Source organism: Actinomadura latina NBRC 106108 (assembly GCF_001552195.1).
GTDB classification, from domain to species: domain Bacteria; phylum Actinomycetota; class Actinomycetes; order Streptosporangiales; family Streptosporangiaceae; genus Spirillospora; species Spirillospora latina.
In genome coordinates this window covers 441723-462062 of sequence record NZ_BCQS01000003.1, presented here as the reverse complement: position 1 = coordinate 462062, position 20340 = coordinate 441723, and the positions used below count along the sequence as shown (strand labels likewise).

Here is a 20340-nt window from a genome sequence, read left to right as displayed (position 1 = left end):
GTGCCGGCCAAGTGTCGCATGAGGCAATGGTCGCGCCGCCGGGTGCCCGGGGCGGAATGTACCGCTGCCAGGGCTTTCGCGGCTTCGGGGGTCGCGGAGGAGGGCGCCCGGACATGTACTACGGTTCGTAGTACACCATGCGTCCGGACACCACGACCGACAGGATGCGCGCCGACGGCGGTATGAGGCTGCTGAGGTCGGCGGCGTTCGCGGCCGTGTGCGCCGCCGTGTCGGCGTCCGCGCACGCGGCGGCCTCCGGGGCCGGCGTCCCGTGGTGGTCGCTGCTCGCCGGGTGGGCCGTCACCCTGTGCCTGGCGGCGCCGCTGGCGGGACGGGAGCGGTCGCGACCGGCCATCATCGCCATGCTGCTGTGCGGGCAGACGGTCCTGCACGCGGTGTTCTGCTTCGGGCAGTCACCGGCGCCGTCCGGCCCGGTCATGCCCGGCCATCACGGCATGGGCGCCGAGCTGATGCCGGGACCCGGCATGTTCGCCGTGCACCTGGCCGCCGCGTTCCTGCTCGGCTGGGTCCTGCATCGCGGAGAGGCCGCCGTGTGGCGGCTGGTGCGGGTCTCGCGCCGGACGGCCGGCGCCCTCCTCGCGTTCGTCTTCGTGCGCCGCGCGGTCGTCCGGCCGCCGGAGGCGCGCGTCCGGACGCGCCACCGCACCGATGCGGAGACGGGACGGGGCGAGACCCCGCTGCTGGACCATGCCGTGGTCCGGCGCGGCCCGCCCGTCCCGGCGATCGCCTGAGCTGATCCCTGACGCCGTGTCCCGGTGGGCGCGGCGTGCTCGACCGTGCGTCGCCGACGCTCCTCATTCCTGGAGGCTTCATGCCTGCCCCCTCCCGCCCGACCGCGGGCGCCCGGACGACCGCGGCCGCCCGGCTGGCCGTCGCGGCCGCGGCGGTCTCGCTGACCGCGGCGGTCTCGCTGACCGCGGCCGCGTGCGGCGGCACCCCGTCCGCAAGCCGCCCGGCCGCCGCGGCGGCCTCGTCCCCGTCCGGCAGCGCGATCCGGCTCGACCGGCCGCTGCCCAAACCCGACCTGACGCTGACCGACGACCAGGGGCGCTCGTTCGACCTGGTCGAGCGGACGGCGGGCCACCCGGTGCTGATGTACTTCGGCTACACCCACTGCCCGGACGTGTGCCCGACGACGATGGCCGACATCGCCAACGCGGTGAAGAAGCTGCCGGAGGCGGAGCAGCGGAAGCTGCGGGTCATCTTCGTGACCACCGACCCGGCGCGCGACACTCCGAAGCGGCTGCACGCGTGGCTCGCCGCGTTCGACTCGCGCTTCGTCGGGTTGAGCGGCGACTTCGGCGCGATCCAGAAGGCGGCCCGCGGCCTCGGCATCGCCGTGGAGAAGCCGGAGAAGAACCCGGACGGAAGCTACGACGTCACCCACGGCGCGCAGGTGGTCGTGTTCTCCCCGTCCGACGACAAGGTCCACATGCTCTTCACCTCGGGGACCAGCACCGCGCAGTACTCGGCCGAGCTGCCGGAGATCATCGAGGGGGCACCGTGAAGCGGCCCGCCGCCGCGCTCGCGGCGCTGATCCTCGCCGCCGGAACGGCCGCCTGCGGCTCGGACGACCCGGACGGGCCGCGCCTCGCGGTGAGCGGCGCCTACGTCAAGGAGCCGCCGATGTCCGACATGACGGCCGGATACGTCACCATCGCCAACACCGGGACGGACGGCGACACGCTGACCTCCGTGACCAGCGACCTCGCGAAGCACGTCACCGTCCACACCACGAAGCCGAACGGGTCGATGGCCCCGGCCGGGCCGCTGGCCGTGCCCGCCGGCGGCCGGCTGGTGCTGCGCACGGGCGGCTACCACGTGATGTTCGTCGGCCTGAACCGCAAGCCGAAGACGGGCGAGACCGTCACGTTCACCCTGCGGTTCGCCGCGTCCGCGCCGATCACCGTGCGGGCGCCCGTCCGCCCCGCCGGTTACCGGCCCGGGGAGCGGTGACCGATGGAAGAACGCACACGCGGCGTCACCCGGCGGTGGGTCCTCGGCACGGCGGGCGGCGCCGGCGTCGCGGGGCTGGCCGCCGGCGGCCTGGCCGGGCAGCACCGGGCGGGCGGCGACGGCCCGCCGCTCACCGCGGTCGGAGCGACCGCCGTCCCGTTCCACGGGCGGCACCAGGCCGGGATCACCACACCGGCCCAGGCATGCGGCCACCTGGCCGCGTTCGATCTGCGGCCCGGCGCCGGACGGGCCGGCGCGGCGGCGCTGCTGCGGCGCTGGTCGGCGGCGGCCGAGGCGATGACGGCCGGACGCCCGCCCGCCGGCGACGACCAGGTCGCGCTGGACGCCGGGCCGTCCTCGCTCACCGTGACGTTCGGTTTCGGCCGGTCCTTCTTCGGCAAGACCGGGCTGGCGGACCGCATGCCGGACGCGCTGGTGGAGATGCCCCCGTTCGCCGCCGACGCGCTCGACCGCTCGCGCGGCGACGGCGACCTGTGGGTGCAGATCGGCGCGGACGACCCGCTGGTCGCCGTCCATGCCCTGCGCATGCTGGAGAAGGGCGCGGCCAGGACGGCGAAGGTCCGCTGGATGATGAGCGGCTTCAACCGGGCGCCGGGCGCCACCGACCGGCCGAAGACCGTCCGCAACCTGATGGGGCAGGTCGACGGCACCGGCAACCCCCGTCCGACCGAGTACGACGCCAAGGTCTTCGTCGCGGACGCCGGCGGCCCGCACGCGTGGATGAACGGCGGCTCGTACGCGATCGTCCGGCGCATCCGGATGCTGCTGGACGCGTGGGACCGGCTGCCCGCCGCCCGTCAGGAGCGGGTCATCGGCCGCCGCAAGTCCGACGGCGCCCCGCTGTCCGGCGGGACGGAGACCACGCCGCCGAACCTCGGCGCGGTCCGGCCGGACGGGTCGCTCGCCATCCCCGGCGACGCCCACGTCCGGGTGGCCGCGCCGTCGTCCAACGGCGGCGCGGCGATGCTGCGCCGCGGGTTCTCCTACCACGACGGTCTGCGCCCGGACGGCGCGCCGGACGCCGGGCTGCTGTTCATCGCCTGGCAGGCCGACCCGACGACCGGCTTCATCCAGGTGCAGCGCAAGCTGGACGGCGCGGACGGCCTCACCCGCTACCTGCGGCACGAGTCCAGCGCGGTCTTCGCCGTGCCCGGCGGCGCCGTGCCCGGCGGCTATGTCGGGCAATCGCTGCTGGAGGCTTGACCTTCGAGCCGGGTCGAAGGTTTAGCGTCGAAGCATGACGACGATGCTGATCTCACAGCTCGCCGAGCGCAGCGGCGTCCCCGCGACGACGCTGCGGTACTACGAGAGCGCGGGCCTGCTGACCGCGGACCGCTCCCCGTCCGGCTACCGGGCGTACGGGGAGGACTCGGTCACGCGGCTCGCGTTCATCGGCTCGGCCAAGCACCTCGGTCTCCCCCTGGACGAGATCGGGGAACTGCTCACGGTCTGGGAGTCCGGCGCGTGCGCCGACGTGAAGGCCGACCTGCGCCCCCGCGTGGCCGCCCGCCTGACCGAGTCCGAGCAGCGCCTCACCGAACTGGAGGCGTTCACCCGCTCCCTGCACGACGTCCTGCACCACCTGGACGCCCTGCCCGACCGGGCGGACCCCTGCGACGCCGAATGCGGCTTCCCCTCCGGCCCGCCCGAGGCCGGGGAACCGGCGGCGGCCGCCGCCCAGGAAACTCGCCCCCTGGGCGACGGGGACGAGCCGCCGATCGCCTGCTCGCTCAACGGGGACGGCGTGGCTCAGCGGGCCGCCGAGTGGCGAGCCGTCGTCGGGGCCGGCCGGGTGGAGGAGACCGGCGACGGGGTGCGGGTCACCCTGCCCGCAGGCAGGGCCGCGGCGGTGGCCGAGCTGGCCGCGGCCGAGCAGCGGTGCTGCCCGTTCTTCGGCTTCCGGCTCTGCTTCGATGGTGACGTCGTTCAGCTGGAGGTGCGCGCCCCCGCGGACGCCGCCGAACTGATCGACGCGTTGTTCACCGCCTCGACCTAGGACGCCGCCGTGCTCGTCGCCCGCTCCATCGCCCTGTTCGCCGTCGCCGCCGTCCTGGAGATCGGGGGCGCCTGGCTGGTCTGGCAGGGCGTGCGCGAGCACCGGGGGTGGATCTGGGCCGGCGCCGGCGTCATCGCGCTCGGCCTGTACGGTTTCGCCGCCACGTTCCAGCCGGACGCCCATTTCGGCCGCGTCCTCGCCGCCTACGGCGGGATCTTCGTCGCCGGGTCGATCCTGTGGGGCGCGGTCGCCGACGGCTACCGCCCGGACCGCTTCGACATCGCCGGCGCGCTGGTCTGCCTCGCCGGCATGGCCGTCATCATGTACGCCCCGCGCGGCCACTGACCTGGAAGGCCCCTCATGTCATCGACGAACGTCCTGGTCACCGGCGCCTCGTCCGGGATCGGACGGGCCACCGCGCTGCTGTTCGCCGAGCGCGGCGCCCGCGTGTTCGGCACGTCCCGGCAGGTACGCCCGGACGAGGGCGGGGTGCGGATGCTCCGCTTGGACGTGCGCTCAGACGCGTCCGTGCGGGAGTGCGTCGGCGAGGTTCTCGCCCAGGTGGACGGCCTTGACATCCTGATCAACAACGCGGGCGTCATGCATGAGGGCTTCGCCGAGGAGACCTCACCGGAGGAGGCCCGAGCCGTGTTCGAGACCAACTTCTTCGGTGCCGTCCGCCTCGTCAACGCGGTCCTGCCGGGCATGCGCGAACGCCGCCGGGGCCGCATCGTCAACGTGGGGTCGCTGGCGGCGTGGGTCGGGGAGCCGGGCGAGGGCTTCTACGCCGCGTCCAAGGCCGCCCTCGCCCGCTACACCGAGTCCCTGCGCCACGAGGTGTGGCATCTGGGGATCAAGGTGTGCCTGGTCGAGCCGGGCGTGTTCACCACCGCGGTGCTGAACGGGTCCACCGCCACCGGCGCCGCCATCGCGGACTACTACGGGCCTCGGGAGAGCGCCCGCGCCACCCTCCACAGCGCCCTCCGGAAGGGGGAGGACCCGCGCGAGGCGGCCCGGATCATCTGGAAGGCCGCGACCCGGCCGGCGCCGCGCGGACGCTACGGCGCCGGCCGCCAGAGTTTCGTGGTGCCCCGGCTCAAGACGCTGGCGCCGCAGCGGCTCGTCGACATCGCGCTCCGCCGCGCCTACCGGCTGCCCTGAACGTGGTCGTCCTTCAACCGCGCCTTGTGGATCTTTCCGACCGGGGTCAGCGGGACCTCCGCGGTGATGACGAACTGGCGGGGCACCTTGTAGTCGGCCAGGCGTTCGCGGCAGTAGGCGGTGAGCTCGTCCTCCGTGGGCGGCTCGGCGCCGGGGCGCGGCACGACGTAGAAGCGGCCGATCTCGCCGAGCACGTCGTCGGGGACGCCGATCCCGGCGGCCATCGCGACGCCGGGGTGGGCGGTCAGCACGTTCTCGATCTCGACCGGGTACACGTTGAAGCCGCCCTGGATGTACATCTCCTTCTTCCGGCCGCGCAGGACGAGATGGCCGTCCGGCTCCATCTCGACCATGTCGCCGGTCGCGAGCCAGCCGTCCGGGAGGAACACCTCGGCGGTCTCGGCGGGCATGTCCCAGTAGCCGGCGGCCACGCAGCCGCCGCGGATCTGCAGCTCGCCGGTCTCGCCGGGCGGGAGGACGGCGCCGTCCGGGCCGGCCACGCGGGCCTCGAAGTCGCCGATGATCGCGCCGAGGGTGCGGGCGACGGTCTCCGGGGCGTCGTCCAGGGGCGACAGAACGCAGGCGCCCGACGACTCCGACAGGCCGTACAGGCCGTACAGCGGCGCGCCGGGGAAGCCGCGCCGGATCGACTCCGCCAGCGCCGGTTCCACGTTGGAGCCGCCCGCCATGCACAGCCGCACGGACGAGACGTCATGGTCGGCGAAGTCCGGGCGGCCGAGCATCAGCACGTACATCGTCGGGACGGCGCCGAGGAACGTCACCCCGTGCCGTTCGATGGCGCGCAGGGCGCCGTCCGGGGAGAACGCGGGCAGCAGCGCCACGGAGCCGCCGCTGACCAGCGCGGCCATGATCGTGCAGGTGATGCCGCCGACGTGGTTGAGCGGCAGATGTCCCAGCAGCACGTCCGCGTCGGTCATCTCGAAGTGATCGGCCTGCGCGCGCGCCGAGGCCAGGATGCTGCCGTGCGTGATCACCGCGCCCTTGGGGCGTCCGGTGGTCCCCGAGGTGTAGAGGATCATCAGCGGGTCGGCCGGGGTGACGGCGTCGCGCGCCGCCTCCAGCCCGGCCGGGTCGGCGGGCGCCGCCGCCAGCTCGTCGAAGTCCGCGCCGAAGAAGAGGTGATCGGTCACGCCCGGTGCCTGCGGACGGAACTTCTCGAAGAAGGCCGCGAAGTCGAAATCCGGAATGGCGGGGGTGCTGATGACCATTCGCGCGCCGCTCTGGCCGAGCATGTACGACAGCTCGCGTTCCCGATAGCGGACGTTGAGCGGGACGATGACGGCGCCGATCCGCGCCGCGCCGAAAAAGGCGGCGAGCCATTGCGGGGTGTTGAGGCCGAGCAGGCCGATCCGGTCGCCGCGCTTGATTCCGCGCGCGAGCAGCCCGCCCGCGACACGGTCGGTCAGCTCGTCGAACTCGGCGAACGTGATGGCGCCGTCACCGTCGTGCAGGAATGCCTTCTCGCGTGCCGCCGCGTCCGCCAGCGCCGCCCCGACCGTATCCGCCCGCATGCCGCCTCCCCTTTGTGGCCCGTCCCGCCCCAACGATCACGCATCCAGGACGTTCTGCCCATGGCTAGGGTTTACGGCCGACACCCGCGTAGAACCAGACCGGAAGCGCCTCCGCCAGTGTGATGGACCGTTCCGGCCGCCAGAGCGGCGCCCACACGAGGCCCGGGTCGAGGAGCTCGAAGTCGCCGAACAGCGCGGTCACCTGCTCCCGGGTGCGGGGGGTGCCGGGCGCGTTCGTCCGCTTGTAGACCTCGACGACCTTGGCGACCACGTCGGGGACGCCGTCGGCCGAGGCGTGGGTCAGCACGAGGTGGCTGCCGGACGGGAGCGCGTCGCGCAGCTCGGCCATGATGCCCTGCGGGTCGTCCTCGTCCGGGATGAAGTGCAGGGTCGCGACCAGCAGCAGCGCGATCGGCCTGCCGAAGTCGAGCAGCCGCCGCACCTCGGGGTCGGCGAGGATCTCGCGCGGGTCGCGGACGTCGCCCACGATCATCCGGGTGCCCTCGGCGGCGGCGAGCAGCGCGCGGCCGTGCGCGACGACCTGCCCGTCGTAGTCGACGTAGGCGACGCGGGCGGCGGGGTTCACCGACTGCGCGATCTGGTGGACGTTCTGCTGCGTGGGCAGCCCGGTGCCGATGTCGAGGAACTGGTCGATGCCCTGCTCGGCGAGATACCGCACCGCGCGTCCGAGAAAGGCGCGGTTCTCCCTGATCAGCGTGACCAGCGTCGGATCGGCCGCGATCGCCGCGTCGGCGGCCGCGCGGTCGGCGGTGTAATGGTCCTTGCCGCCCAGATAATAATCGTACATCCGGGCGATATTCGGGACGTCCGGATCGAAACTGCTCGGCTGCGGCCTCTCAGCTGCCACCTTTTCTCCTCACAGCCGCGAGTGCGGGGGGCTCCCGGCCCCTGACAGGCTACGCGATCATGAACGCCTCTCGTGCTCGGCGGGTTCGGCCGGAATCTCGTCGAAGATCAGCCACGTGCGGGTCGCGCGGACGCCTTCCACCGCATGGATGCGGGCCAGCACGATGTCGCGCAGCGAGGCGTTGTCCGGGGTGCGGACCAGCATGACCAGGTCGACGTCACCACCGACGAAGGCGAGGTGCTCGATATGGGCCACCTTCCGGAGTTCGGCCGAGACCTTGCGCCAGGAGTTCTGCTCGATGTTGACCAGGACGTAGGCCGCCGTGCCCAGCCCGGCGCGGACGGGGTCGACCTGCGCGGTGAACCCGGTGACGACGCCGTCGGCGATGAGCCGCTCCACCCGCGTGTAGGCGTTGGAGCGGGAGACGCTGACCTTCTCGGCGAGGGCCCGCATCGAGATGCGCCCGTCCGCGCGCAGCTCGCGGATGATCGCATGGTCGAGGTCGTCGAGGGGCGCCGCCGAACGTCCGTCGGGGCCCGGAGGCGGCGCGGGTTCTGGAGACAGATGGTCCATACGAGCTCCCCTGCTCAGCCGATCGTCCCGTGTTTTGGTCGTCTATTGAGACCTATGGCCGACCTGGTTCATATTCCTAGCACCGATCGAGTGCGGAGGTGGAGGCGGATGGCGACGGGTCGGATTGAGGCGGGCCGGGTTGAGGCGCTGCTCCCCTCGGCGGAGCCCGTGCGGTTCCTGACCGACGGCGGCGCGGCGGTACGCGGGAGGCAGCGCTACGCGGTGCCGGATCCGGAGCTGCTCCGGCGGGCGCACCGGGCGATGGTCGTCGGGCGGCGGTTCGACGCGCAGGCGACCGCGCTGACCAAGCAGGGCCGGCTGGCCGTGTACCCGTCCAGCCACGGGCAGGAGGCGTGCCAGGTCGGCGCCGCGCTCGCCCTGGCGGACGGCGACTGGTTCTTCCCCACCTACCGGGAGTCGATGGCCCTGGTGGCGCGCGGCATCGACCCGGTCGAGGTGCTGTCGCTGCTGCGCGGCGACGCGCACTGCGGGTACGACCCGCGGCTCCACCACACGGCGCCGCAGTGCACGCCGCTCGGGACGCAGACCGTCCACGCGGCGGGGCTCGCGTACGCGGAGCAGCGCAAGGGGACGGGACGGGTCGCGCTCGCCTGCGTCGGCGACGGCGCCACCAGCGAGGGCGACTTCCACGAGGCGCTCAACTTCGCCGCCGTCTTCAAGGCGCCGGTGATCTTCTTCGTCCAGAACAACGAGTACGCCATCTCGGTGCCGCTGGAACGGCAGACCGCCGCGCCCTCCCTCGCCTACAAGGGCATCGGGTACGGGGTGCGTTCCGAACGGGTGGACGGGAACGACCCGGTCGCGGTGCTGGCGGTGCTGGCGGCGGCCGTCGAGCACGCCCGGTCGGGCGGTGGACCGTTCCTGGTCGAGGCGCACACGTACCGGCTCGAATCGCACACGAACGCCGACGACGCGTCCCGCTACCGGACGGACGCCGAGGCCGACGCATGGCGGAAGCGCGACCCGATCGCCCGCCTGGAGGCGTATCTGCGGCGGCGCGGGCACCTCTCGGACGAGGACGTCGCGGCGGCGTCCGCCGAGGCGGAGGAGTTCGCCGGACGCCTCCGGGACCGGATGAACGCCGACCCCGAACTCGTCCCGATGGGGCTGTTCGACCACGTCTACGGCACCCCGGACCCGCAGCTGGACGAGCAGCGGGCGCAGCTGCGGACCGAGATCGAGGCCGAGGAGGCGCTGTCATGACCACGATGGCCCAGGCGCTCAACACGGCGCTCCGCGAAGCGATGGACGAGGACGAGCGGGTCCTGGTGTTCGGCGAGGACGTCGGCACGCTCGGCGGCGTCTTCCGCGTCACCGACGGCCTCGCCGCGAAGTTCGGCGACGACCGCTGCTTCGACACGCCGCTCGCCGAGGCGGGCATCGTCGGGTTCGCCGTCGGCATGGCGATGGGCGGTTTCCGGCCCGTCGTGGAGATGCAGTTCGACGCGTTCGCCTACCCGGCGTTCGAGCAGATCGCCTCGCACGTCGCGAAGATGCGGAACCGCACGCGCGGGCGGGTCGAGCTGCCGATCGTCATCCGCATCCCCTACGCGGGCGGGATCGGCGGCGTCGAGCACCACTGCGATTCCAGCGAGGCGTACTACGCGCACACCCCGGGCCTGAAGGTCGTCACGCCGGCGACGGTCGAGGACGCGTACTCCCTGCTGCGGGAGGCGATCGACGACCCGGACCCGGTCGTGTTCATGGAGCCGAAGAAGCTGTACTGGTCGAAGTCGGACGTCGAGCGGCTGGAGCGGGCGGAGCCGTTCGGCCGCGCCGCCGTCCGCCGCCCCGGCCGGGACGCGACGCTCGTCGCGTACGGGCCGAGTGTGCCGGTCGCGCTGGAGGCGGCCGGCGCCGCCGCCGGCGAGGGCTGGGACCTGGAGGTCGTCGACCTGCGGACGATCGTCCCGTTCGACGACCTGACCGTGGCCTCTTCCGTGCGCAAGACGGGCCGGTGCGTCGTCATCAGCGAGGCCGCCGGGTTCGCGGGGGTCGGCGCGGAGATCGCCGCCCGCGTCCAGGAGCGCTGCTTCCACAGCCTGCAGGCGCCGGTGCTGCGCGTGACCGGGTTCGACATCCCGTACCCGCCGCCCATGCTGGAGCACCACCACCTGCCGAACGTCGACCGCGTCCTCGACGCGCTGGACCGCCTCCAGCGCGACGACCGGCCCGACACCCGCTACCTCGGCGGTGCGGCATGAGCGAAGCGAACACGGAGGTGCGGGCGGCCGTCCCTCCGCGGGATGCGGGCGCGGGCCCGACGGTCTTCAAGCTGCCCGACCTCGGCGAGGGCCTCACCGAGGCGGAGGTCGTGGAGTGGAAGGTCTCGGTGGGCGACACCGTCACCGTCGACCAGATCATCGTCGAGGTGGAGACCGCGAAGGCCGCCGTGGACGTCCCCATCCCGGTCGCCGGCACCGTGACCGAGCTGTACGCCGAGCCCGGCACGGTCGTGGACGTGGGCTCCCCCCTCATCGCCGTGACCGCCGGGCATCCGGCCGCCGAGCGGTACCGGGAGGAGGAGCGCGCCGGCTCGGGGAACGTGCTGGTCGGCTACGGGACGTCCGAGACGCGGCGCTCCCGCCGCCGCGCCGCCCGTCCGGCTCCCGCCGCTCCCGCCGCGCCCGCCGCTCCGGCGGCGCCGTCGCGCGACGAAGTGGTGCGGGTCATCTCGCCGGTGGTGCGGCGGCTGGCGCGGGAGAACGGGATCGATGTCGGCGTGCTCAGTGCGACCGGTCCCGGCGGGGTCGTTCTACGCCGGGACGTGGAGAAGGCGATCGCCGAAGCCACACCGGCGCCGGGCCCGGAGGAGACCGACGCCGTGCGCATCCCGCTGAAGGGCGTCCGGCGGACGATGGCGGAGAAGCTGTCCCGCAGCCGTCATGAGATCCCGGACGCGACCACCTGGGTCGACGTGGACGCGACCCGCCTGGTCAAGCTCAAGAAGAAGATCCAGGAGGCCGACCCGGACGCGCACGTCGGCATGCTGGCGCTGTTCGCCGCGATCTGCCTGACCGGCCTCCGGCGCTTCCCCGAGCTCAACGCCTACGTGGACACCGAGCGGCAGGAGATCGTCCAGCTGCCGCACGTGCACCTCGGGTTCGCCGCGCAGACCGACCGGGGCCTGGTCGTGCCGGTCGTCCGCGACGCGCACCAGATGACGCTGGCCGAACTCGCCGCCGCGCTGCGAGAGCGCACGGAGGAGGCCCGCGAGGGGCGCCTGGCCCCGAGCGGCCTCACCGGCGGCACGTTCACGCTGAACAACTACGGAGTGTTCGGCGTGGACGGCTCGACCCCGATCATCAACCATCCCGAGGCGGCCATGCTCGGCGTCGGGCGGATCGCCGAGAAGCCGTGGGCGCACAAGGGGAAGGTGAGGCTGCGCAAGGTGACGCAGCTGTCGTTCACCTTCGACCACCGGGTCTGCGACGGCGGCGTCGCCGGAGGTTTCCTGCGGTTCGTCGCCGACTGCGTGGAACGTCCGGAAGTGCTGGTCACCCACCGCTAGCCGCCGTGCGGCGGCGCGGTCCGCCGACCGCTGCGCAGGCCGTCGAACGCGACCTTGCAGAGCGCGTCGGCTATCTCCTCCCCGCTCGCGCCGCCGCGCGGCCGGTACCACTCGATCAGCGAGTTGACGAGGCCGAACAGCAGCCGGGCGGCGATCGCCGGCGCGACGTCGGGGCGGATGTCGCCGTCCGCCTCGGCCTCCGCGACCAGCCCGGACACCAGGTGGTCGAACTCGCGGCGGCGGGCCAGCGCCCGCTTCTCCACGGCGGTGTTGCCGCGCACCCGCAGCAGCAGGGTGACGAACGGCTGCTGCTCGACGAGGACGGCGACGCTGGCCCGGACGAGGTGCTCCAGCCGGTCGATGGCGCGTCCCTCCACGGCCGCGGTCTCCGCGGCGGCGGCGAACAGCCCGTCGAGCGCGCGGTCGACGGCGAGCTGGAGCAGTTCGTCCTTGCCGGAGACGTGGTGGTAGATCGCGGACTTGCCGATGCCGAGCCGCTTCGCCAGGTCGTCCATGCTGGTGCCGTCGTAGCCGCGCTCGTTGAACACCGTCACCGCGACCCGCAGCAGCGACTCCCGGTCGTAGCCGGGCCGTCCCCGCCGGTTCGCCCGCCCGCCGCCCACAGTGCTCACGGCGGTCATTATCGCAGCGCCGGAGCCGTCCCAGCTCTTCTCCCGGGCCCCTCCCCCGGGTTAATATCTGACTGAACGGACGGTCAGTAATTCGAGGAGGTCGGATGGCTCCGCTGCCCAGCTACGTGTCCGGTGCCCGGCATGTTCCGCCGGACGGGGGCGCGCCGCTCGCCGACGCCGTCACCGGCGAGGAGGTCGCGCGGATCTCCTCGTCCGGCATCGACATGGGCGCGGCGCTGGAGCACGGACGCCGGACGGGCGGCCCGGCCCTGCGCGAGCTGACGTTCCACCAGCGCGCCGCGCTGCTGAAGAAGCTCGGGCTCCACCTGCGCGAACACCGCGACGAGCTGTACGCGCTGTCGGCGCGCACCGGCGCGACCCTCGGCGACTCGAAGATCGACGTGGACGGCGGCATCGGCGTCCTGCTGGCGTACGCGAGCAAGGGCAAGCGCGAACTGCCCAACGACACCGTCCTCGTCGACGGGGACGTGGAGCCGCTGAGCAAGGGCGGCACGTTCGCCGGACGGCACATCTGCACGCCGCTGCAGGGCGTCGCCGTGCAGATCAACGCGTTCAACTTCCCCGTGTGGGGCCCGCTGGAGAAGCTCGCGCCCGCGTTCCTCGCCGGCATGCCCAGCCTGATCAAGCCCGCGCCGCAGACGGCGTACCTGTCCGCGCGGCTGCTAGAGCTGATCATCGAGTCGGGCATCCTGCCGGAGGGGACGCTCCAGTTCGTCTGCGGCGAGCCCGGCGACCTGCTCGACCACCTGACCGAGCAGGACGTCCTGGCCTTCACCGGGTCGGCCGCGACCGGTCGGCTGCTGCGCGCGCACCCGGTCGTGACCGGGCGGTCGGTCCGGTTCAACGCCGAGGCCGACTCGCTGAACTGCTCGATCCTCGGCCCGGACGCCCGTCCGGGAACGGCCGAGTTCGACCTGTTCGTCAAGCAGCTCGTCGCCGAGATGACGGTGAAGGCCGGCCAGAAGTGCACGGCCATCCGGCGCGCGCTGGTCCCGTCCGAGCTGATGGACGACGTGGCCCAGGCCGCGGGCGACCGGCTCGCGCGGGTGAAGATCGGCGACCCGTCCGACCCGGACGTCCGGATGGGCGCGCTCGCCACCCTCGACCAGCGCGACGAGGTCCGCCGGCAGCTGAAGAAGCTCCTGGACGCGGGCAAGATCGTGTTCGGCGACCCCGACCACGTCGAGGTCATCGGCGCCGACGCCGAGCGCGGCGCGTTCATGTCGCCGATCCTGCTGCGCGTGGACGACACCGGCCGCGCCGAGCCGCACGAGGTCGAGGCGTTCGGCCCGGTCAGCACCCTGCTCCCCTACGACGGCGCCGAGCAGGCCGTCGCGCTGGCGGCCCGCGGGCTGGGCAGCCTGGTCGGCTCGGTCGTCACCGCCGACGCCGGGTTCGCGCGCCGCGTCGTGCTGGGCGCCGCGCCGTGGCACGGGCGGCTGCTCGTCCTCAACGAGGAGGACGCGAAGGAGTCCACCGGGCACGGCTCGCCGATGCCGGGGCTCGTCCACGGCGGGCCGGGACGCGCGGGCGGCGGCGAGGAGATGGGCGGCATGCGCGGCGTCATGCACCACATGCAGCGCACCGCCGTGCAGGCCGGGCCGTCGATGCTGTCGGCGATCACCGGGCGCTGGACGCCGGGCACGTCCCGCACCGAGAGCGACGTCCACCCGTTCCGCAAGCACCTCGAAGAGCTGCGGATCGGCGACACCGTCGTCGCCGGCCCCCGCACCGTCACCCTTGAAGACATCGAGCACTTCGCCGAGTTCACCGGCGACACCTTCTACGCGCACATGGACGAGGAGGCCGCCAAGGCGAACCCGTTCTTCGGCGGCCGGGTCGCGCACGGCTACCTGGTGGTCTCGTTCGCGGCGGGCCTGTTCGTGTCGCCGGAGCCCGGTCCCGTCCTCGCGAACTACGGGCTGGAGAACCTGCGGTTCCAGGCCCCGACGTTCCCCGGCGACGAGCTGACGGTGAAGCTCACCGCCAAGCAGATCACCCCGCGCGAGAACGCCGCCTACGGCGAGGTCCGCTGGGACACCGAGGTCACCCGGCAGGACGGCGCCGTCGTCGCGACGTACGACGTCCTGACCCTGGTGGCCAAGCAGGAGGCGGTATGACCCAGGAGACGCAGGACCACTTCGAGCGGACGATCGAGCGCGACCAGCGGATCGAGCCGCGCGACTGGATGCCCGACAAGTACCGGGCGACGATGGTCCGGCAGATCGCCCAGCACGCGCACTCCGAGATCATCGGCATGCAGCCGGAGGGCGTCTGGATCACCCGCGCGCCGTCGCTGCGCCGCAAGGCGATCCTGCTCGCCAAGGTCCAGGACGAGGCGGGCCACGGCCTGTACCTGTACTCGGCGGCGGAGACGCTCGGCGCCGACCGGTCCGACCTGACCGGCAAGCTGATCTCCGGGAAGCAGAAGTACTCGTCGATCTTCAACTACCCGACGCTGACGTTCGCGGACGTCGGCGTGATCGGCTGGCTGGTGGACGGCGCCGCGATCTGCAACCAGGTGCCGCTGTGCCGCAGCTCCTACGGCCCGTACGCGCGGGCGATGATCCGGATCTGCAAGGAGGAGTCGTTCCACCAGCGGCAGGGCTACGAGCTGCTCATGACCCTGATGCGCGGCACGCAGGCCCAGCGGGAGATGGTGCAGGACGCCGTGAACCGGTGGTGGTGGCCGTCCCTGATGATGTTCGGCCCGCCGGACGCCGACTCCACGCACACCGCGCAGTCGATGGCCTGGAAGATCAAGCGGCACACGAACGACGAGCTGCGGCAGCGGTTCGTGGACATGACCGTCCCGCAGGCGGAGGCGCTCGGCGTCACGCTCCCCGACCCGGACCTGCGCTGGAACGAGGAGCGCGGCCACCACGACTTCGGCGCGATCGACTGGTCGGAGCTGAAGCGCGTGATCAGCGGCGACGGCCCCTGCAACGCCGAGCGGGTCGAGCGGCGCCGCAAGGCCCACGAGGACGGCGCCTGGGTGCGCGAGGCCGCCGCCGCGCACGCCGCGAAGCAGAGGAGGGCCGCCTGATGGAGAAGGACTGGCCGCTGTACGAGGTGTTCGTCCGGGGCAAGCGCGGACTGAACCACGTCCACGTCGGCTCGCTGCGCGCCCCCGACGGCGAGATGGCCCTGCGGAACGCCCGCGACGTGTACACGCGGCGGAACGAGGGCGTCAGCATCTGGGTCGTGAGGTCGGCGGACATCACCGCGTCCAGCCCGGACGAGAAGGACCCCTTCTTCGCGCCCAGCGGCGACAAGGTCTACCGGCATCCGACGTTCTACGACATCCCCGAGAACGTCCCGCACATGTGAGGTCCCGATGTCGTCCGACAACCCGTTCGAGGCGCTCTCCGAGCAGAGCGACGACGCCCGCTGGGCGTTCGGCACCGGCTTCGACGACCCGCTCGCCGGGATCGACCCGTCCGTCCCGGACGGCGTCGACCGCGCCGCGCTGGCCGCGTACTGCCTGATGCTCGGCGACGACGCGCTCGTCATGTCGCACCGCCTCCAGGAATGGTGCACGCACGCGCCCGAACTGGAGGAGGAGGTCGCGCTCGCCAACATCGCGCTCGACCTGCTCGGCCAGGCCCGGCTGCTGCTGGCCCGCGCCGGCGTCGCCGAGGACAAGGGCCGGGGCGAGGACGAGCTCGCCTACTTCCGGGACGCGCCCGAGTTCCGCAACGTCGGCCTGGCCGAGGTGGAGAACGGCGACTTCGCGTACTCGACCGTCCGGCTGCTGATGTTCGCGACCTGGCGGCTGGCGCTCCTCGACCGCCTCACCACCTCGCACGACCCCGTGCTCGCCGCGATCGCCGCCAAGGGCGTCAAGGAGGTCGCCTACCACCGCGACCACGCCGCGCTCTGGACGGTCAGGCTCGGCGACGGCACCGACCTCTCCCACGAGCGCGCCCAGCGGGCCTTGGACGAACTCTGGCCGCAGACCGGCGAGCTGTTCGCCACGCACGAGGTCGAGCGCCACCTGAGCGACGCCGGTGTGGGCGTCGACCCGTCCGACACGCGCGCGGAGTTCGACGCCGTCCTCGACGAGGTGCTGTCCAGAGCGACGCTCCGCCGTCCCGACGTCGTCCCCGCCCACCTGGCCGGACGGGACGGCGCGCACTCGCCGGCGCTGGCCGGCCTTCTCACCGAGATGCAGAGCCTGGCCCGGGCCCACCCCGGAGCGACATGGTGAGCGCCCGAGCGATCGCCGAGACGGTCACCGACCCGGAGCTGCCGATGCTCACCCTGGCCGAACTCGGGGTGCTGCGCGACGTCACGGAGGACACCGGCCGCGTCGAGGTGACGATCACCCCGACCTACACCGGCTGCCCCGCCCTGGACACCATGCGCGCCGACCTCCGCAGCAGGCTCGCCGACGCCGGGTACACCGACGTCCAGGTGCGCACGGTCCTCCACCCGCCCTGGACGACCGACTGGATCAGCGACGCGGGCCGCCGCAAGCTGCACGAGGCCGGGATCGCCCCGCCCGGCGCCGCGCCGCACCGCCCCTCGGGCCCGATCCCGCTCTCCCTGGGCCCGACCCGGCGCGTCCGCTGCCCGCGCTGCGGCTCCGCCGACACGGTCGAGCTGTCCCGCTTCGGCGCCACCGCCTGCAAGTCGCTGCGCCGCTGCGACGCCTGCCGCGAACCGTTCGAGCACTTCAAGGAGATCTGAGAGTGACGCTCACCGAGGTCGCCCCCGGCCGCGCCGGCTTCCACGCCCTCCGCGTCGCGGGCGTCGAGCGCCTGTGCGATGACGCGGTCGCGGTGACCTTCGACGTGCCACCGGCCCTGGCCGGCGCCTACGCCTTCCGCCCCGGCCAGTTCCTCACGCTCCGCCGCGTGATCGACGGCATCGAGGAGCGCCGCTCGTACTCGATCTGCGCGCCGGCCGGGGCCGCGCCGCGCATCGGCGTCCGCGAGATCCCGGACGGCCTGTTCTCGTCCTGGCTGGTCCACGAGGTACGGCCGGGCGACGAGATCGAGGTCCTGCCGCCCTCCGGCATGTTCGTCCTCGGCGCCACCTCCGCGCACCACGTGCTGATCGCCGCCGGGTCGGGCATCACCCCGGTGCTGTCGATCGCCGCGTCCGCGCTCGCCGACCCCGGCGCCCGCGTCACCGTCCTGTACGGGAACCGGACGAGCGGCACGGTCATGTTCGCCGACGAGCTGGCCGACCTGAAGGACGCGCACCCCGACCGCTTCGAGCTCGTGCACGTCCTCTCCCAGGAACCCCGCGAAGCCGAACTCTTCAGCGGCCGCCTGGACGCGGACAGGCTCCGCGCGCTCCTGCCCCTCCTCGTCCCCGTCGCCGACGTCGGCCACTGGTGGCTGTGCGGCCCGTTCGGCATGGTCACCGGCGCCCGCGACGTCCTGCAGGGCTTCGGCGTGCCGCGTGACCGCGTCCACCAGGAGCTGTTCTTCGTGGACGAGGCCCCGCCCGAGCCGAACCGGAAGCGATCGGCTCCCACGGGCCCGGCCTGCGAGGTCACCGTCGTCCTCGACGGCCGCTCCACGACCCTGACCCAGCCGCGGGACGCGCGGATCCTGGACTCCGCCCAGCGCGTCCGCCCCGACCTCCCCTTCGCCTGCAAGGGCGGCGTCTGCGGCACCTGCCGCGCCAGGGTCGTCGAGGGCGAAGCCGACATGCACCGCAACTTCGCCCTGGACCCCGCCGAAGTGGACGCCGGCTACATCCTGACCTGCCAGTCGACCCCGTCCACCCCGAACCTCACCGTCGACTACGACGCCTGAGCACCGGTTCCGGCCGACCGCCGCGCCGAGCTCCCGTGTTCCGGTCATCGGGACTGGGCTGGGCCGGGGTCCGCGGGGCCTCTACGATCGGCGCACCCATTCCGTCGCCTCACGGCGGCGCCGACCGGGCCGGGCGCGGGCCCTCGTCTGGGGTCCCTCGCGCGTGCGCGGGGGCCGCTGAGAGGAAGTCATGGACCAGACCGCTGATTACGTCGTGGTGGGGGCCGGGAGCGCCGGGTGCGTGCTGGCGCGGCGGCTCGCCGATTCGGGGGCGAGCGTCGTCCTGGTGGAGGCGGGCGCGTCGGACCGGACGCCGCTGGTCCGCAAGCCGGGTCTGATCGCCGTCTTCCACAACATCCCGCAGCTGAAGAAGAAGCTCGACTGGGGGTTCTACAGCACCCCGCAGAAGCATGCGCTGGACCGGAAGATCCCGCAGGTGCGGGGGAAGGTCCTCGGCGGCTCCGGGTCGATCAACGGGATGCTGTTCGTGCGGGGGCACCGCAAGAACTACGACGACTGGGCCGCGGACGGCTGCACCGGCTGGGGCTACGACGACGTCCTCGCCAGCTACAAGCGCATGGAGAACTGGGAGGACGGCGCCAGCGAGGTGCGCGGCGCCGGCGGCCCGATCCAGGTGACCCGGCAGCGCGACCTCACGCCGGCGTCGGAGGCGTTCATCGAGGCGCTGATCGAGACGGCCGGGGTGAAGCGCAACGACGACTACAACGGCGAGGAGCAGGAGGGCGCGGGCGTCTTCCAGCAGAGCGTCGACAAGGGGCTGCGCTACAGCTCGTCCGTCGGCTACCTGGACGACCACGGGCTCGCGAACCTGACGGTCGTCACGGGCGCGACGGTCGGCAGGGTGGTGATCGACAAGGGGCGCGCCACGGGCGTCGAGATCGTCACCAAGAAGGGGCCCGGGACGATCCGCGCGTCCAGGGAAGTGGTGCTGGCTGCGGGCGCGTTCGGGTCGCCGCACCTGCTGATGCTGTCCGGCGTGGGCCCCGCCGCGCATCTCCGGGAGCACGGCATCGAGGTGCACGCCGACCTGCCCGTCGGCGACAACCTGCACGACCACATGTTCGTGCCGATGACGTTCGTCATGGACACCGCCCGGAACAAGGGCACCGCCCCCTACTTCGCGCGCGGCGTCGCGAAGGAGTGGACGAAGGGCGGGACGTGGGTGGCCCGCAGCGTGTTCGAAGCGGTCGGGTTCGTCCGCAGCGGGCAGGCCGGCGACATCCCCGACATGCAGATCCACGCGCTGCCGTGGTCGTACCCGTTCCCCAACCAGGACGCCCCGGTGCGACACAAGGTGGACAAGCGGCCCGCGCTCACGATCATGCCGACGCTGATCTACCCGAAGAGCCGCGGCACGGTCCGGCTGGCGTCCGCCGACCCGGCCGCCGCGCCCGTCATCGACCCCGGCTACCTGACCGAGCCCGACGACGCCCGGCTGCTGCTGGACGGCATCGAGCTCATCCGCGAGGTGATGGCGAACAAGGCCATCGCCGGGGACGTCAAGGCCGAGCTGTCCCCCGGCCCGCAGTACCCGGACCGCGCGGCACTGGAGAAGGAGCTGCCGAACCGAGCGACGACCGTCTACCACCCGGTGGGCAGCTGCCGGATGGGGTCGGACGAGCGCGCCGTCGTCGACCCGGCGCTGAAGGTGCGCGGCATCGAGGGGCTCCGGGTCGCGGACGCCTCGATCATGCCGAGCATCATCGGCGGCAACACCAACGCGCCCAGCATGATGATCGGCGAGCACGCCGCGACACTGATCCTGGGCGGCTGACGACGCTGATCCCGGGCGGCTAACCGGTCGGGAAACGCGTCACCCAGCGGCGCTGCCAGGGTGTCTCCACGGCGCGCGGGTGGTGGTGCCCGCGCGCCCAGGCGACTGCTTCGGACGGGTCCACGCCGGACAGGACGGCGAGGCAGGCGATGACGGTGCCGGTGCGTCCGACGCCGCCGCCGCAGGCCACCTCGGCGGCTTCGCCCGCCGTGATCCGCTCGTGCAGGGCGCGGATCCGCCGGACGGCCTCGTCCTGGTCGCGGGGCAGCCGGAAGTCGGGCCAGTCGAGCCACGCGGACTCCCAGCGCAGGGCCGGCTCATGGCGGCGCCGGAGTCTCGCCGAGCCCAGGTAGAGGCCGAAGCCGGGCTCGGGACCGTCCGGCGGCGGTCTGCGGAGGCCGCGCCCCCGGATCCAGGCGCCGTCCGGCAACTGGATCGCACCAGTGAGCGTCATCGGGCCA

General features: G+C 73.1%; 22 protein-coding genes. 17 read left to right on the top strand and 5 right to left on the bottom strand.

Going from position 1 to position 20340, the window contains the following annotated elements:
- The first annotated feature begins 137 nt into the window (after nucleotides 1-137).
- The 7 genes from AL2_RS02970 (at nucleotide 138) to AL2_RS02940 (ending at nucleotide 5155) form a co-directional block, all read left to right on the top strand.
- Nucleotides 138-752, top strand: coding sequence for a hypothetical protein (locus AL2_RS02970; RefSeq protein ID WP_067628854.1), 615 nt, complete (start codon nucleotides 138-140; stop codon nucleotides 750-752).
- Nucleotides 753-832: 80 nt separating this feature from the next.
- Nucleotides 833-1528 (top strand): SCO family protein, encoded by a 696-nt coding sequence (locus AL2_RS02965; RefSeq protein WP_083945873.1) that lies wholly within the window; start codon nucleotides 833-835, stop codon nucleotides 1526-1528.
- The gene (locus AL2_RS02960) at nucleotides 1525-1977 is read left to right on the top strand and encodes a copper chaperone PCu(A)C (protein WP_067628852.1); all 453 of its coding nucleotides are present in this window, start codon (nucleotides 1525-1527) and stop codon (nucleotides 1975-1977) included. Before AL2_RS02965 ends, AL2_RS02960 begins: the two co-directional genes overlap by 4 nt.
- A gap of 3 nt (nucleotides 1978-1980) precedes the next feature.
- Nucleotides 1981-3201 carry an iron uptake transporter deferrochelatase/peroxidase subunit gene (efeB, locus tag AL2_RS02955; protein ID WP_067628851.1) on the top strand — a complete coding sequence of 407 codons (1221 nt, stop codon included), beginning with the start codon at nucleotides 1981-1983 and terminating at the stop codon, nucleotides 3199-3201.
- A 34-nt stretch (nucleotides 3202-3235) separates the two neighbouring features.
- Nucleotides 3236-3994, top strand: coding sequence for a MerR family transcriptional regulator (locus tag AL2_RS02950; RefSeq protein WP_067628849.1), 759 nt, complete (start codon nucleotides 3236-3238; stop codon nucleotides 3992-3994).
- 9 nt (nucleotides 3995-4003) lie between these two features.
- Nucleotides 4004-4339 carry a YnfA family protein gene (locus AL2_RS02945; RefSeq protein WP_067628848.1) on the top strand — a complete coding sequence of 112 codons (336 nt, stop codon included), beginning with the start codon at nucleotides 4004-4006 and terminating at the stop codon, nucleotides 4337-4339.
- A gap of 15 nt (nucleotides 4340-4354) precedes the next feature.
- Nucleotides 4355-5155, top strand: coding sequence for an SDR family NAD(P)-dependent oxidoreductase (locus tag AL2_RS02940; protein WP_067628846.1), 801 nt, complete (start codon nucleotides 4355-4357; stop codon nucleotides 5153-5155).
- Here AL2_RS02940 and AL2_RS02935 read toward each other — a convergent pair.
- The 3 genes from AL2_RS02935 to AL2_RS02925 form a co-directional block, all read right to left on the bottom strand.
- Complete coding sequence (locus AL2_RS02935; RefSeq protein WP_067628845.1) at nucleotides 5140-6687, bottom strand: class I adenylate-forming enzyme family protein; 1548 nt, start codon at nucleotides 6685-6687, stop codon at nucleotides 5140-5142. The two genes, AL2_RS02940 and AL2_RS02935, sit on opposite strands and share 16 nt — an antisense overlap.
- A 64-nt stretch (nucleotides 6688-6751) precedes the next feature.
- Entirely contained in the window at nucleotides 6752-7555 is an 804-nt protein-coding gene (locus tag AL2_RS02930; RefSeq protein WP_281181566.1) for an SAM-dependent methyltransferase, read from the bottom strand.
- Nucleotides 7556-7612: 57 nt separating this feature from the next.
- A complete protein-coding gene (locus tag AL2_RS02925; protein WP_067628841.1) occupies nucleotides 7613-8128 on the bottom strand; it encodes an Lrp/AsnC family transcriptional regulator in 516 nt (171 codons plus the stop codon).
- Between the two features lie 108 nt (nucleotides 8129-8236).
- Between AL2_RS02925 and pdhA the strand changes: the two genes are divergently transcribed.
- From pdhA to AL2_RS02910, 3 genes are read left to right on the top strand one after another with little or no spacing between them, the layout of a single operon-like run.
- Nucleotides 8237-9352, top strand: coding sequence for a pyruvate dehydrogenase (acetyl-transferring) E1 component subunit alpha (pdhA, locus tag AL2_RS02920; RefSeq protein WP_067628839.1), 1116 nt, complete (start codon nucleotides 8237-8239; stop codon nucleotides 9350-9352).
- Nucleotides 9349-10353: an alpha-ketoacid dehydrogenase subunit beta gene (locus tag AL2_RS02915; protein WP_067628837.1), complete on the top strand. Its 1005-nt coding sequence runs from the start codon at nucleotides 9349-9351 to the stop codon at nucleotides 10351-10353. The genes pdhA and AL2_RS02915 overlap by 4 nt, the downstream gene beginning before the upstream one ends.
- Entirely contained in the window at nucleotides 10350-11660 is a 1311-nt protein-coding gene (locus AL2_RS02910; protein ID WP_083945872.1) for a dihydrolipoamide acetyltransferase family protein, read from the top strand. Before AL2_RS02915 ends, AL2_RS02910 begins: the two co-directional genes overlap by 4 nt.
- On the opposite strand, the gene AL2_RS02905 is transcribed toward AL2_RS02910, so the two are convergent.
- Nucleotides 11657-12301 (bottom strand): TetR/AcrR family transcriptional regulator, encoded by a 645-nt coding sequence (locus AL2_RS02905; protein ID WP_067628835.1) that lies wholly within the window; start codon nucleotides 12299-12301, stop codon nucleotides 11657-11659. The genes AL2_RS02910 and AL2_RS02905 overlap by 4 nt on opposite strands.
- Before the next feature lie 95 nt (nucleotides 12302-12396).
- Here AL2_RS02905 and paaZ point away from each other — a divergent pair, with 95 nt between their 5' ends.
- The 7 genes from paaZ to AL2_RS02870 all read left to right on the top strand — a co-directional run bounded on the left by paaZ (nucleotide 12397) and on the right by AL2_RS02870 (nucleotide 19879).
- Nucleotides 12397-14433, top strand: a complete 2037-nt coding sequence (paaZ, locus tag AL2_RS02900) for a phenylacetic acid degradation bifunctional protein PaaZ (RefSeq protein WP_067628833.1) — start codon at nucleotides 12397-12399, stop codon at nucleotides 14431-14433.
- Nucleotides 14430-15359 carry a 1,2-phenylacetyl-CoA epoxidase subunit PaaA gene (paaA, locus tag AL2_RS02895; RefSeq protein WP_067628832.1) on the top strand — a complete coding sequence of 310 codons (930 nt, stop codon included), beginning with the start codon at nucleotides 14430-14432 and terminating at the stop codon, nucleotides 15357-15359. Before paaZ ends, paaA begins: the two co-directional genes overlap by 4 nt.
- Nucleotides 15359-15643 (top strand): 1,2-phenylacetyl-CoA epoxidase subunit PaaB, encoded by a 285-nt coding sequence (paaB, locus tag AL2_RS02890; protein ID WP_067628830.1) that lies wholly within the window; start codon nucleotides 15359-15361, stop codon nucleotides 15641-15643. Before paaA ends, paaB begins: the two co-directional genes overlap by 1 nt.
- Before the next feature lie 7 nt (nucleotides 15644-15650).
- Nucleotides 15651-16523 (top strand): 1,2-phenylacetyl-CoA epoxidase subunit PaaC, encoded by an 873-nt coding sequence (paaC, locus tag AL2_RS02885; protein WP_067628829.1) that lies wholly within the window; start codon nucleotides 15651-15653, stop codon nucleotides 16521-16523.
- Nucleotides 16517-17005, top strand: a complete 489-nt coding sequence (paaD, locus tag AL2_RS02880) for a 1,2-phenylacetyl-CoA epoxidase subunit PaaD (protein WP_067628827.1) — start codon at nucleotides 16517-16519, stop codon at nucleotides 17003-17005. Before paaC ends, paaD begins: the two co-directional genes overlap by 7 nt.
- Nucleotides 17002-18084, top strand: a complete 1083-nt coding sequence (paaE, locus tag AL2_RS02875; RefSeq protein ID WP_210748569.1) for a 1,2-phenylacetyl-CoA epoxidase subunit PaaE — start codon at nucleotides 17002-17004, stop codon at nucleotides 18082-18084. Before paaD ends, paaE begins: the two co-directional genes overlap by 4 nt.
- A 190-nt stretch (nucleotides 18085-18274) precedes the next feature.
- Complete coding sequence (locus AL2_RS02870) at nucleotides 18275-19879, top strand: GMC family oxidoreductase (protein ID WP_067628823.1); 1605 nt, start codon at nucleotides 18275-18277, stop codon at nucleotides 19877-19879.
- Nucleotides 19880-19898: 19 nt separating this feature from the next.
- Here the strand turns inward: AL2_RS02870 and AL2_RS02865 are convergent, their stop codons facing one another.
- The gene (locus AL2_RS02865) at nucleotides 19899-20333 is read right to left on the bottom strand and encodes a protein-tyrosine phosphatase family protein (protein ID WP_067628820.1); all 435 of its coding nucleotides are present in this window, start codon (nucleotides 20331-20333) and stop codon (nucleotides 19899-19901) included.
- Nucleotides 20334-20340: the final 7 nt, after the last annotated feature.

Coding starts and splice junctions, on each gene's coding strand:
- AL2_RS02925 (WP_067628841.1), bottom strand. CDS start 8,128: ATGGACCATCTGTCTCCAGAACCCGCGCCGCCTCCGGGCCCCGACGGA.
- efeB (WP_067628851.1), top strand. CDS start 1,981: ATGGAAGAACGCACACGCGGCGTCACCCGGCGGTGGGTCCTCGGCACG.
- paaA (WP_067628832.1), top strand. CDS start 14,430: ATGACCCAGGAGACGCAGGACCACTTCGAGCGGACGATCGAGCGCGAC.
- paaB (WP_067628830.1), top strand. CDS start 15,359: ATGGAGAAGGACTGGCCGCTGTACGAGGTGTTCGTCCGGGGCAAGCGC.
- AL2_RS02915 (WP_067628837.1), top strand. CDS start 9,349: ATGACCACGATGGCCCAGGCGCTCAACACGGCGCTCCGCGAAGCGATG.
- AL2_RS02865 (WP_067628820.1), bottom strand. CDS start 20,333: ATGACGCTCACTGGTGCGATCCAGTTGCCGGACGGCGCCTGGATCCGG.
- AL2_RS02910 (WP_083945872.1), top strand. CDS start 10,350: ATGAGCGAAGCGAACACGGAGGTGCGGGCGGCCGTCCCTCCGCGGGAT.
- AL2_RS02940 (WP_067628846.1), top strand. CDS start 4,355: ATGTCATCGACGAACGTCCTGGTCACCGGCGCCTCGTCCGGGATCGGA.
- AL2_RS02965 (WP_083945873.1), top strand. CDS start 833: ATGCCTGCCCCCTCCCGCCCGACCGCGGGCGCCCGGACGACCGCGGCC.
- AL2_RS02970 (WP_067628854.1), top strand. CDS start 138: ATGCGTCCGGACACCACGACCGACAGGATGCGCGCCGACGGCGGTATG.
- paaD (WP_067628827.1), top strand. CDS start 16,517: ATGGTGAGCGCCCGAGCGATCGCCGAGACGGTCACCGACCCGGAGCTG.
- paaZ (WP_067628833.1), top strand. CDS start 12,397: ATGGCTCCGCTGCCCAGCTACGTGTCCGGTGCCCGGCATGTTCCGCCG.
- AL2_RS02935 (WP_067628845.1), bottom strand. CDS start 6,687: ATGCGGGCGGATACGGTCGGGGCGGCGCTGGCGGACGCGGCGGCACGC.
- paaC (WP_067628829.1), top strand. CDS start 15,651: ATGTCGTCCGACAACCCGTTCGAGGCGCTCTCCGAGCAGAGCGACGAC.
- AL2_RS02870 (WP_067628823.1), top strand. CDS start 18,275: ATGGACCAGACCGCTGATTACGTCGTGGTGGGGGCCGGGAGCGCCGGG.
- AL2_RS02950 (WP_067628849.1), top strand. CDS start 3,236: ATGACGACGATGCTGATCTCACAGCTCGCCGAGCGCAGCGGCGTCCCC.
- AL2_RS02905 (WP_067628835.1), bottom strand. CDS start 12,301: ATGACCGCCGTGAGCACTGTGGGCGGCGGGCGGGCGAACCGGCGGGGA.
- pdhA (WP_067628839.1), top strand. CDS start 8,237: ATGGCGACGGGTCGGATTGAGGCGGGCCGGGTTGAGGCGCTGCTCCCC.